General features: G+C 71.9%; 9 protein-coding genes and 2 tRNA genes. 8 read left to right on the forward strand and 3 right to left on the reverse strand.

Going from position 1 to position 11547, the window contains the following annotated elements:
* Positions 1-100: 100 nt before the first annotated feature.
* Positions 101-637 carry an NUDIX hydrolase gene (locus tag ACFV7Q_RS36110; protein ID WP_385435165.1) on the reverse strand — a complete coding sequence of 179 codons (537 nt, stop codon included), beginning with the start codon at positions 635-637 and terminating at the stop codon, positions 101-103.
* Complete coding sequence (locus ACFV7Q_RS36115) at positions 634-2058, reverse strand: zinc-dependent metalloprotease (RefSeq protein ID WP_385435166.1); 1425 nt, start codon at positions 2056-2058, stop codon at positions 634-636. The genes ACFV7Q_RS36110 and ACFV7Q_RS36115 overlap by 4 nt, the downstream gene beginning before the upstream one ends.
* Before the next feature lie 193 nt (positions 2059-2251).
* Between ACFV7Q_RS36115 and ACFV7Q_RS36120 the strand changes: the two genes are divergently transcribed.
* From ACFV7Q_RS36120 to ACFV7Q_RS36135, 4 genes are all read left to right on the forward strand, one after another.
* Positions 2252-3421 (forward strand): SDR family oxidoreductase, encoded by a 1170-nt coding sequence (locus ACFV7Q_RS36120; protein ID WP_385435167.1) that lies wholly within the window; start codon positions 2252-2254, stop codon positions 3419-3421.
* Between the two features lie 178 nt (positions 3422-3599).
* The gene (locus ACFV7Q_RS36125; RefSeq protein ID WP_385435168.1) at positions 3600-4061 is read left to right on the forward strand and encodes a molybdenum cofactor biosynthesis protein MoaE; all 462 of its coding nucleotides are present in this window, start codon (positions 3600-3602) and stop codon (positions 4059-4061) included.
* A 147-nt stretch (positions 4062-4208) separates the two neighbouring features.
* On the forward strand, positions 4209-4406 hold the full coding sequence (locus tag ACFV7Q_RS36130; protein WP_360630835.1) for a hypothetical protein: 198 nt from the start codon (positions 4209-4211) through the stop codon (positions 4404-4406).
* A 102-nt stretch (positions 4407-4508) separates the two neighbouring features.
* The gene (locus ACFV7Q_RS36135) at positions 4509-5597 is read left to right on the forward strand and encodes a PDZ domain-containing protein (protein WP_385435169.1); all 1089 of its coding nucleotides are present in this window, start codon (positions 4509-4511) and stop codon (positions 5595-5597) included.
* Positions 5598-5619: 22 nt separating this feature from the next.
* Here ACFV7Q_RS36135 and ACFV7Q_RS36140 read toward each other — a convergent pair whose 3' ends face one another.
* Complete coding sequence (locus ACFV7Q_RS36140) at positions 5620-6216, reverse strand: PPA1309 family protein (RefSeq protein WP_385435170.1); 597 nt, start codon at positions 6214-6216, stop codon at positions 5620-5622.
* Between the two features lie 134 nt (positions 6217-6350).
* Between ACFV7Q_RS36140 and ACFV7Q_RS36145 the strand changes: the two genes are divergently transcribed.
* From ACFV7Q_RS36145 to ACFV7Q_RS36160, 4 genes are all read left to right on the forward strand, one after another.
* Positions 6351-9224 (forward strand): UPF0182 family protein, encoded by a 2874-nt coding sequence (locus tag ACFV7Q_RS36145; protein WP_385435172.1) that lies wholly within the window; start codon positions 6351-6353, stop codon positions 9222-9224.
* Between the two features lie 47 nt (positions 9225-9271).
* Positions 9272-9345: transfer RNA gene (locus ACFV7Q_RS36150), tRNA-Met, on the forward strand.
* Between the two features lie 211 nt (positions 9346-9556).
* Entirely contained in the window at positions 9557-11407 is a 1851-nt protein-coding gene (locus ACFV7Q_RS36155; RefSeq protein WP_385435171.1) for a tetratricopeptide repeat protein, read from the forward strand.
* A gap of 67 nt (positions 11408-11474) precedes the next feature.
* A tRNA-Met gene (locus ACFV7Q_RS36160) sits at positions 11475-11547 on the forward strand.

Consider the following 11547-nt stretch of genomic DNA (forward strand, 5'->3'; position numbering starts at 1 on the left):
CACACCACAACCCATTATCACCTTCTCCCCCCCACTGGCCGGGGCCCCCCCCCGCCCCCCCCGGGGCCGCCCCCCGCCCCTCAAGCCGTCCGTACGGGCGTCACAGCCGCGCCCGCACCGCCTCCACCAGCCGCACCACCGACGTGTCGGCCACCGCCGGCACCTCCTCGTACGGGAACCAGCGCAGGTCCAGCGACTCCTCGCTGATCTCCGCCACCGAACCCGCCGGGGCGAGCGCCGCGTACTGCACGTCCAGGTGCCAGTTGCACGGCGCGGGGATCGGGTGCCGGTCGAGCCGCACCGGGCCGCCGGGCAGCAGCGCCAGCCCGGAGCCGATGCCCGACTCCTCGACCGCCTCGCGCAGGGCGGCCGCCGCCAGCGTGGGGTCCCCGGGCTCGCAGTGGCCGCCCATCTGGAGCCACATGCCGAGCTTCTTGTGCAGGGTCAGCAGCACACGGCCCCGCTCCGGGTCGACCACGAGCGCGCTGCCCGTGACGTGACCCGCCCGGCAGGGCTTGTAGACCCCGTCCGGGTGATTCGCGAGATGGTCCAGGTAGACGTCCCTCAGTGCGCGCTGGTCATCGTCCCGGCCCTCGTACTCCTTCAGCACGTGGACCGCGTCTTCGTGGAGGCTCACTTCTTCCCTTCGCCCTCGCCGTCGCCCTGCTCGCCCTGCTCGCGCTGCTCCGCCGCCTCGCCGAGCATCTTGTCGATCTCGGAGAAGTCCAGGTGCTCGCGGTGGACGAAGCCGTCCGGGTCGTCGAGGTCGGAGGCCGTCGGCAGCATGTCCGGGTGCGCCCACAGCCCGTCCCGGCCGTCCACGCCGCGCGCGTCGGTCAGCGAGGCCCACAGCCGGGAGGCGTCCCGCAGCCGGCGCGGGCGCAGCTCCAGCCCGATCAGGGTCGCGAAGGTCTGCTCCGCCGGGCCACCCGAGGCACGCCGCCGCCGCATGGTCTCGCGCATGGCGTCCGCCGAGGTCAGCCTGGGCTTGGCCGCCGCGTGCACGACCGCGTCCACCCAGCCCTCGACCAGCGCGAGCGCCGTCTCCAGCCGGGCCAGGGCCGCCTTCTGCTCGGGGGTGTCCTGCGGCTGGAACATGCCGCCCTGGAGCGCTTCCTGGAGCTGCTCCGGGTTGGTCGGGTCGATCTGGCCGACCACGTCCTCCAGCTTCGAGGTGTCCACCTTGATGCCGCGGGCGTAGCCCTCGACCGCGCCGAACAGGTGCGAGCGCAGCCACGGCACGTGCGCGAACAGCCGCGCGTGGGCCGCCTCGCGCAGGGCCAGGTACAGCCGCACCTCCTCCGACGGGACGCTGAGGTCCTTGCCGAGGCCCTCGATGTTCAGCGGCAGCAGCGCCGCCTTGCCGGCCGGGCCCAGCGGCAGCCCGATGTCGGTGGAGCCGACGACCTCGCCGGCGAGCACGCCCACGGCCTGACCGATCTGCTGGCCGAACATGGCCCCGCCCATGGAGCGCATCATCCCCAGCAGCGGGCCCGCCATGGCCTGCATCTCCTCGGGCAGCACGCTGCCCATGGCCGCGCCGACCCGCTCGGCGACCGGGTCGACGAGCTCCTTCCACACGGGGAGGGTCGCCTCGACCCACTCGGCGCGGCTCCACGCCACGGCCGTCGTGGCCCCCGAGGGCAGCGAGGTGACGTCGTCCAGCCAGTGGTCGGCCAGGCGCATGGCCTCCCCCACGGCGGACTTCTCGGCGATGCCGACGCTGGTGTCCTTCACGCCGTCCGGCGTGCCCTGGGAGACGGTCCGGCGGGCGATGTCCTTGGCCATGTCCCAGTTCACGGGACCGCCCTCGTAGCTCAGCATCTGGCCGAGCTGCTGGAAGGCCGCGCCGAGATCGGCGGGGTTCATCGAGCCGAACATCGCGGCGAACGGGTTGTCCGCGCCGCCCTGGCCGCCGGCGCCGCCGGGCAGGCCGAAACCGCCGAACCCGAACGGATTCGGGCCGCCCTGGCCGCCCTGGTTGCCCTTCTTCCGGCCCTCGTCGCCGTTCTCCGGCTCCTCCGGCGGAAGGCCGAATCCGAATGGGGTGTCGCTCACGGGTTTCCTCGGCTCGTAGGGCCGCCGGCGGGTGCCGGCGGGCAAGTGGTCCCACAACACCAACCAGCGTAGACACCGGACCCGGTTCCGGGCTCGATGCTCCGCCGACTCCTGGGCTGCGGCAGGATGGACATCACCTGGTGGGTACGCGTCACTACACGTCCCCACTGAAGACAACCGCTGGAGACGCCTGGTGAGTTCCCCGGATCCGCAGTTTTCGGATAAGCACGGTCGCGCGCCGCACGACGACGAGGACCGCCCTGAGCACGGCGACGACGTTCGCCAGCCGCGTAACCAGGCGGCGGTGCGCCGGCCCAGCCCCGTGATCGCCGTGACCGGCGCCGCAACGGGGGTCGGTGCGGCGCTGGTGCAGCGCCTGGCCGCATCGGACGAGGTCAAGCAGGTCGTCGCGATCGACGAGCGGCGCGGTGACTGTGCCGCCGCCCAGTGGCACGTCCTGGACGTGCGGGACCCCGCCATCGCCGAGAAGCTGCGCGGCGCCGACGTGGTGGTCCACCTGGCCCTCGACCTCGACCTGGAGACCGACCCCGCGGCCCGTACGGGGTACAACGTGCGCGGCACCCAGACCGTCCTCACGGCCGCCGCCGCGGCCGGGGTGCGCCGGGTCGTCCTGTGCACCTCCGCGATGGTGTACGGGGCGCTGCCCGACAACGACATCCCGCTGTCGGAGGACTCCGAGCTGCGGGCCACCGCCGAGGCCACCGGCGTCGGCGACCTGCTGGAGATCGAGCGGCTGGGCCGCCGGGCGCCGCGCGCGCACCCCGGCCTGAACGTGACCGTGGTCCGCCCGGCCGTGCTGGTCGGCGGCACGGACACGGCACTGACCCGCTACTTCGAGTCCCCGCGCCTGCTCGTGGTCGCCGGATCCCGCCCGACCTGGCAGTTCTGCCACGTCGAGGACCTGGTCAGCGCGCTGGAGTACGCCGCCCTGGAGAAGGTCGAGGGCGAGCTGGCGGTGGGCTGCGAGGGCTGGCTGGAGCAGGAGGAGGTCGAAGAGCTGAGCGGCATCCGCCGCATGGAGCTGCCCTCGGCGGTGGCCCTCGGCGCGGCCGCCCGGCTGCACCGGATCGGCCTGACCCCGTCCCCGGCGGGCGACCTCGCGTACACCATGTACCCGTGGGTGGTCAGCGTCAGCGGGCTGCACGCGGCGGGCTGGCGGCCGCGCTGGAGCAACGAGGAGGTGCTGGCCGAGCTGCTCCAGGAGGTCGCGGGCCGGCACACGGTGGCGGGCCGCCGGCTGGGGCGCAAGGACGCCACCGCCGCGGGCGCCGCGGGCGCGACGGTCGCGCTGCTGGGTGCCGCCGCGGTGGTCCGCCGGGCCCGCAGGCGGCGCGGGATCTGACCGAGCCGCCCCGGCGGACCCGGCTCCTCGCCGTCGGATCACGCCCGTCGGCGGTTCCGTACGCCCCCGGGCGGCCGCCCCGGAGCTGCGGCTCCTGTAGGAGGCTCCATATTCCGGCCCCGTACAGCCGGTCGAATCGGCTATACCGCGATGTGAGGCCGTGGTGCACGATGACTGCATGGCACCGCACTTCGATCACCCCGGCGAGCAGGCCGCTCCGGACCCGGTCCGACTGCTCGCGATCCGCGAGACCCCGCTCTCGCTCGACGAGGTCTTCCAGGCCGTCGGCGACGATGCGACGGGAGGCACGACGCTCTTCGTCGGCACGGTGCGCAACCACGACGGCGGGGCGGACGTCGACTCGCTCGGCTACTCCTGCCACCCGACGGCCGAGGCGGAGATGCGCCGCATAGCCGAGCGCGTGGTGGCGAAGTACCCGGTGCGGGCCCTGGCGGCCGTGCACCGCGTCGGCGACCTGGCCGTCGGCGACGTGGCGGTGGTCGTGGCCGTGTCCTGTCCGCACCGCGGGGAGGCCTTCGAGGCCTGCCGGATGCTGATCGACGACCTGAAGCACGAGGTGCCGATCTGGAAGCACCAGAGGTTCTCGGACGGCACCGAGGAGTGGGTCGGCGCCTGCTGACCCCGGCCGCGGCGGTGTCGGTGCGGGAGAGTACTCTCCCACCCGTTCGGCCGCGCAACACGCCCTCGATTTGCGTAACCCCCCCACGGGCAGGAGCGTTGAAGCCACAACGACACGCACTTACTTTCGGGGCTGGGAGGCACGTCCATGGCGTCACTGGCGTGGTTGCTGATTCCGCTGTTCGCCGCGATCGGAGCGGCGATATGGGGCAGCTGGGCGGCCCGCGACCGCACCCAGGGGGACATATCCGAGCTCGCGGGGTACGCACGTTTCCGCGAGGCCATGGACAAGGCCGGCCCGAGCAGGGCGAAAGCGGCGGCACACTCCGGTTCCGACCCGGTCTGACGCTCACCCGCGTCCCGCGGAACCTTCCCCGACCCGGGCGTACAGCCCGTGCGGACCGGCCCCGACGGCCGTCCGCCAGGCCCGTCCCGTACTGTCGGTCCCATGCCACGCCGCACCGCGACGATGCTCGCCGCCACCCTGATGCTGTTCGGGCTGCTCTGCGCGGGGGTCTTCATCAAGGTCCCGTACTCGGAGATGAGCCCGGGGCCGACCTGGAACACGCTCGGCGACTCCCGCGGTGAACCCGTCATCAGCATCGGCGAGCACAAGACCTACCCGGCCACCGGGCACCTCAACATGACGACCGTCCGCGTCACGGGCGCGGACTACGACATGAACCTGCTCGAAGCGGTCTACGGCTGGCTGTCCGACGACAACATCGTCGTCCCGCACGAGACGCTCTACCCCAACGGCAAGACGGAGGAGCAGTCCACGCAGGAGAACGCCGAGGAGTTCAGCCAGTCCCAGGAGAGCGCCAAGGTGGCGGCCCTGAAGCAGCTGAACATCGACGTCCCCACCCGGGTCGTGGTCGCGTCCGTCGTCAAGGGCAGCCCCTCGGAGGGCAAGCTGCACGCGGGCGACGTGGTCCGGGCCGTCGACGGCAGCCCCGTCAGCGCCCCGGGGGACGTTGCGAAACTGGTCACGAAGCACAAGGCGGGCGAGCCGGTCGAGTTCACCATCGTGCCCGCCGCCGAGGCGGCCGAGGCCCAGAAGGCGCACCGCGAGCCCGCCGGCACGACCAAGGTCACGATCACCTCGGCCAAGGCGGAGGGCGACGGCCACGCCGTCGTCGGCATCCGGGCCGGCACCGCCCACACCTTCCCGTTCCCCATCGACATCCGGCTCGCCGACGTCGGCGGCCCGAGCGCGGGCCTTATGTTCGCGCTCGGCATCGTCGACAAGCTGACCCCGGGCGACCTGACCGGCGGGAAGTTCGTCGCGGGCACCGGCACCATCGACGAGACCGGCAAGGTCGGCCCCATCGGCGGCATCCAGATGAAGACCATCGGGGCCCGCAAGGCCGGCGCCCAGTACTTCCTGACCCCCGCCGAGAACTGCGCCTCGGCCGTCAAGAACGCCCCCGACGGCCTGACCCTGATCAAGGTCGGCACCATCGGCGACGCCCGGCAGGCGCTGGAGAAGATCGGCAAGGGGGACACGGCGGGGCTGCCGCTGTGCGGCAAGCCCTGACCGCCGGTCCGCCCCGCGGCCGCTATTCGAAGGTCGCGGCGAGCGCGTCGGCGAGCCCGGGCACCAGGCCCGCGCCCGTGAGGACCTCGGTGGAGGAGTCCTTCTCGCGCAGCCGCACCGCCGACTCGCGCGACCCGTCGCGCAGCACGGCCACCGTCAGGCGCACCTCCTGGCGCTCCGGGTGCCCGGCGACCCACTTGGCGAGCTGCTTGTCGCTGAGCCCCTCCGGTACGGAGGCCTCCGCGGACGGCGGCAGCATCAGCCGCTCCACGGTCAGGGCGCAGCCGACGACCGCGGCGGGCCAGGCGACGGTGCCCAGGAACTTGTCGAGGGCGGTCCCCGGGGGCAGCTCGTCCTGCTCGACCGGCGTCAGGGAGGACCGGCCGGTGTCGTCGGTGTCGACGCCGAGCTGGCTCGCGAGGCGGGGCTCCTGCCTGCGGAGCCGGGCCGTGTCGACGAGGGCGAACAGCCGGGCCGGCTGGTCCCAGCCGCGGCCGGCCGCGTACTCGTCGATTTCGAGGCAGGCACGGGTCAGCGGGCTGGCCGCCATGGGGCCCGCCGGCGGCGTCGGCTCGTCGGGCGGCGTGGGGGAGGGAGAAACGTTGGACATGGACAACATCCTGCCTCGTTTCCCCCCGCCGACGGGAACTGAGCAAAGCCTCAGTAAGTTTTCACAGTGGGCTCTACGATCGGGGCCCAGCTCGTGACACGTAACCAGACTCAGCTTTCGAGGTGCGCACCTTGGCTTTCCAGATGCCGGACCGCGGCTCAGGCCCCTCGGGGCCACGGATGAGAGTCGGCCGCCCCTCCCGGCGTTCCCGCACTCTCCTGATGACCTTGGGCGTGCTGGCCGTCCTGGGCATGGCGTTCGTCATGTTCGCGGGCTTCTGGACGGACTGGCTCTGGTTCCGTTCCGTGAAGTACTCCACGGTCTTCACCACCACCCTGTGGACGAGGGTCGGCCTGTTCGCCGTCTTCGGCCTGCTCATGGCGGGCGCGGTCGGGCTGAACGTCTGGCTGGCGTACCGGCTCCGGCCGCCGCTGAGCGCGATGTCGCTGGAGCAGCAGAGCCTCGACCGGTACCGGATGAGCATCGCCCCTTACAAGAGGTGGCTGCTGCTGGGCGTCTCCGCGCTCGTCGGCATGATCGCGGGCGCCTCCGCGGCCGGCCAGTGGAAGACCTGGCTGATGTACGTGAACGGGGTGCCCTTCGGGAGCAAGGACCCGCAGTTCCACCTGGACGTGTCGTTCTACACGTTCGACCTGCCCTGGTACCGCTTCCTGCTGGGCTTCGGCTTCGCCGCCGTCATCCTGTCGGTGATCGCCGCCGTCGTCGTGCACTACCTGTACGGCGGACTGCGCGTGACCAGCCCGGGCGCCCGGGCCACGTCCGCGGCGACCGGGCACCTGTCGGTGCTGCTCGGCCTCTTCGTGACGCTGAAGGCCGTCGCGTACTGGCTCGACCGCTACGGCCTGGCAGTGAAGTCCAGCGACTTCAAGGCCGCGGACAACTGGACCGGCCTGCGGTACGTCGACGCGAACGCCTACCTGCCGGCCAAGACGATCCTCGTCGCCATCGCCGCGATCTGCGCCGCGCTCTTCTTCGCGACGCTGTGGCGCCGCACCTGGCAGCTGCCGGTGATCGGCTTCGGCCTGATGGTGCTCTCGGCGATCCTGATCGGCGGGCTGTACCCGGCGATCGTGCAGAAGTTCCAGGTCCAGCCCAATGAGCAGGCCAAGGAAGCGCCGTACGTCGAGAAGAACATCAAGGCCACCCGGGACGCGTACGGGATCGACGGCTCCGAGGTGAAGGACTACCCGGGCGTCCCGCAGACCGATGACAAGGCCAAGCTGCGGCAGGCGGCCGGTACGAACGCCAGCATCCGCATCCTCGACCCGAACATCGTCTCCCCGGCGTTCCAGCAGCTCCAGCAGGTCAAGGGCTACTACGCCTTCCCGTCCACGCTGGCGGTGGACCGGTACAGCGGGCAGGACACGGTCATCGGCCTGCGCGAGCTGAACATCGGCGGCATCCCGAAGAACAACTGGATCAACGACCACTTCAAGTACACGCACGGCTACGGTGTGGTCGCGGCCAAGGGCACGACCGTCGACGACCAGGGCGCCCCTGACTTCACCCAGTCCGACCTCCCGTCCAAGGGGATGTTCGGCACGGACTTCGAGCAGCGGATCTACTACGGCGAGCGGACGACGCAGTACTCGATCGTCGGCGGGCCGCAGAAGGAGCTCGACTACTCGGACGACAAGGGCGAGAAGGAGACCAGCTACCAGGGCGACTCCGGCGTCAACCTCGACAACCCGGTGAACCGTGCGGCGTACGCGCTCGCCTTCAGCGAGCCGCAGATCCTCTACTCGGGCGCCATCGGCGAGGGCTCGCGGATCCTCTACAACCGCACGCCGAAGGAGCGCGTCGAGGCGGTCGCCCCGTGGCTGACCATCGACGGTGCCCCGTACCCGGCGGTGATCGACGGCCGGATCAAGTGGATCGTCGACGCGTACACGACGACGAACGGCTACCCGTACGCCTCGCGCACCACGCTGGGCCAGAGCACCGCGGACTCGCTGACCAACAGCCAGCGTGCGGTGGTCGCGCAGGAGAACCAGGTCAACTACATCCGCAACTCGGTCAAGGCCACCGTCGACGCTTACGACGGCAAGGTCACCCTGTACCAGTGGGACGCCCAGGACCCGGTGCTGAAGACCTGGATGAAGGCGTTCCCGGGCACGGTCAAGGCCAAGAGCGAGATCTCCAAGCCGCTCATGGACCACCTGCGCTACCCGCAGGACCTGTTCAAGGTCCAGCGCGAGCTGCTGACCCGGTACCACGTCACCGACCCGCAGACCTTCCTCAGCGGCAGCGAGGCCTGGGCCGTCCCGGACGACCCGACGACCAAGGCCGGCACGGCGGTTCCGCCGTACTACCTGTCGATGAAGATGCCGGGCCAGACGGAGAAGGACCAGGTCTTCTCGCTCACGACGACGTTCACGCCGAACGAGCGGGACAACCTCAGCGCCTTCATGGCGGTCAATGCCGACCCGGGCACGCCTGACTACGGCAAGATCCGCATCCTGAAGCTGCCGACCAGCAAGCCGGTCGACGGCCCGAAGCAGGTGCAGAGCAAGTTCCAGTCGGAGCCGAAGATCGCCGAGTCGATCCGGCTGCTGCGCGGCGGCGACTCCGAGGTCGAGTACGGCAACCTGCTCGCGGTGCCGCTCGAGGGCGGGATGCTGTACGTGGAGCCGGTGTACGTGCGCAGTGCGGGCCTGAAGTACCCGCTGCTGCGCAAGGTGCTGGTGACCTACGGCGGCCAGACCGCCTTCGAGGACACCCTGGACAAGGCGCTGAACGTGGTCTTCGGGGCCGAGGCGCCCACGACGCCCGTGAACCCGCCGCCGGGCGAGGGGACGACCAAGCCGCCGGCCGCCCAGGACCCGACGGTCAAGGCGGCCCTCGCGGACGCACAGAAGGCCATCGAAGAAGCCGACAAGGCGATGAAGGCCGGCGACTGGGCGGCCTACGGCAAGGCGCAGAGCGACCTCCAGGCAGCGCTGAAGCGGGCGATCGACGCGGAGGCGAAGCAGTCGGCCCCGAAGCCGGCGGGCTGAAACCGGTAATGGCTCGGTCCCGCGTCGTGATACTGTGGTCTCACCGACGCGGGGTGGAGCAGCTCGGTAGCTCGCTGGGCTCATAACCCAGAGGTCGCAGGTTCAAATCCTGTCCCCGCTACTGAAAACGAAGGCCCGGATCCTTGGATCCGGGCCTTCGTCATGTTCGCGATCGACGCATGGGGGCCATGAGGTAGCTGGGGCGGGTGAGTTGGGGCGGGAGCGTGTTTGACTTGTCTCTCTGTGGGCATGTCGACAAAACGCTGTAGTGACCTCACAGGCTGCGACATACCAGGTGTACGCGGGTAGCAGGTGATGCGACGATGGGATATATGGGGGACAGGTCAACTCTGCTGGAGACAGGGCGGTTTGTGAGGGCGGCCGAAGCAGGGTCGGATGCAGCAGTCAAAGAGGAGGCTCGGGTCGTTAACGCGCAGACCCCCCTGACCGATGCGGGTTTCGCGGAGGAAATGTTCGCCGAGGCCGACGCGGCCAGTGACACCGAGCTGGAGGCGCGCCACCGGGTCGCGGCCGACCGGGGCGACCCCGGAGCGATGAGCGTGCTCGGAGCCCTGCTGCTGCGCCGCGGCGACCTGGACGGTGCCGAGCCGTACCTGCGCGGCGCCACCGCGGAGGGGGACCGCGCCGCCGCCAACAACCTGGGCGTGCTGCTCCTCCAGCGGGGCTATCCCGACGAGGCCGCCGACTGGTGGCGGGTCGCCGCCGTCGCCGGATCCGCCCCCGCGGCCCACGCCCTGGGCCGCCACTTCCGCGAGCGCGGGGACGAGCCCGCCGCCGAGTACTGGTTCCGGCAGGCGGCGGAATCCGGCCACGCCCTGGGCGCGTACGCACTGGCCGACCTGTTGGAGCACCGCGGCGACAAGGGCATCGAGCGCTGGCTGCGCCAGGCCGCCGAGCAGGGCCACCGCGAGGCCGCGTACCGCCTGGCCCGTCACCTGCGCAAGGGCGACCCCGCCGAGGCCGAGCAGTGGTACCGGCAGGCCGCCGCGCGCGGGCACCGGCGCGCCGCCCTGCACCTGGGCACCCTCCTGGAGGCCCGCGGGGAGCTCAAGGAAGCCGGCCGCTGGTACCTGACCTCCGCCAAGCAGGGCGAGGCGCGGGCCGCGTGCGCCCTCGGCTTCCTGCTGCGCGACGCCGGGGACGAGGAGAGCGCGATCGCCTGGTGGAACCGGGCCGCGCAGGACGGCGACGGCAACGCCGCGAACGCACTCGGCGCCCTGCACGCCGCCCGGGGGGAGACGGAGACCGCGGAGAAGTGGTACCGGGTCGCCATGGACGCCGGCGACCAGAACGGGGCGTACAACCTCGCCTTGCTCTGCGCGGCCCAGGACCGGACCGCGCAGGCCGAGCAGTTCTACCGGCGGGCGGCCTACGCCGGCCACCGCGAGGCGGCCAACGCCCTCGCCATCATGCTGCTCCAGGTCGGCGACGCGGCCGGGGCCGAGCCCTGGTTCTCCAAGGCGGCCGAGGCGGGCAGCGTGGACGCCGCGTTCAACCTCGGGATCCTCTTCGCGAGCCGCGACGACGACCGCACGGCGCTGAAGTGGTACGAGCGGGCGGCTTCGGCCGGCCACACCGACGCCGCGCTGCAGGTCGGCATCGCCCTGATGCGCGACGGCGAGGACCGGGCCGCCGAGCGGCACCTGCGGTGCGCGGCCGGCGGCGGCAGTGCGGAGGCTGCGTTCCGGCTGGCCGCGCTGCTGGAGTCGATGGCCCCGCCGCCCGAGCCGCCGGCCTTGGGCGAGCCCGTCGGCGGGGCCGCGCGCACCGAGAGCGAGGAGTGGTACGAGCGGGCCGCCGAGCAGGGGCACCGCCGCGCGCAGGTGCGGATCGGGATGCTCGCCGCGGCCCGCGGTGACATGACGGTGGCGGCGCGCTGGTACCGGGAGGCGGCGGAGGCCGGCTCCCGCAACGGCGCGTTCAACCTCGGTCTGCTGCTCGCGCGGGAGGGGAACGAGCCGGAGGCCGCCCTGTGGTGGACCCGCGCTGCGGTGGCGGGCCACGGCCGCGCCGCGCTGCGGCTGGGGCTGCTCGCCGCTCGGCACGGGGACCTGGCCGAGGGGCAGAAGTGGTGCGTGCGCGCGATCGAGCTGGGGCCCGCCGAGGTCGCGGAGCGGGCCGCCCGGCTGCGCGACGCGCTCGCCGAGGAACTGTCCGCTTAGCCCCGTGCCGCGTCCGTTAAGCGATTTGCATCTGCCGGGCGGCCTCGCGTAAAGTCGTGTTTACCGACGCGGGGTGGAGCAGCTCGGTAGCTCGCTGGGCTCATAACCCAGAGGTCGCAGGTTCAAATCCTGTCCCCGCT

The organism is Streptomyces sp. NPDC059851, from assembly GCF_042732005.1.
GTDB lineage: Bacteria > Actinomycetota > Actinomycetes > Streptomycetales > Streptomycetaceae > Streptomyces.

Excerpts from the sequence above, each read along its gene's own strand:
- ACFV7Q_RS36125 (WP_385435168.1), top strand. The coding sequence starts at position 3,600 with ATGGCACCGCACTTCGATCACCCCGGCGAGCAGGCCGCTCCGGACCCG.
- ACFV7Q_RS36130 (WP_360630835.1), top strand. The coding sequence starts at position 4,209 with ATGGCGTCACTGGCGTGGTTGCTGATTCCGCTGTTCGCCGCGATCGGA.
- ACFV7Q_RS36135 (WP_385435169.1), top strand. The coding sequence starts at position 4,509 with ATGCCACGCCGCACCGCGACGATGCTCGCCGCCACCCTGATGCTGTTC.
- ACFV7Q_RS36140 (WP_385435170.1), bottom strand. The coding sequence starts at position 6,216 with ATGTTGTCCATGTCCAACGTTTCTCCCTCCCCCACGCCGCCCGACGAG.
- ACFV7Q_RS36145 (WP_385435172.1), top strand. The coding sequence starts at position 6,351 with ATGCCGGACCGCGGCTCAGGCCCCTCGGGGCCACGGATGAGAGTCGGC.
- ACFV7Q_RS36155 (WP_385435171.1), top strand. The coding sequence starts at position 9,557 with ATGGGGGACAGGTCAACTCTGCTGGAGACAGGGCGGTTTGTGAGGGCG.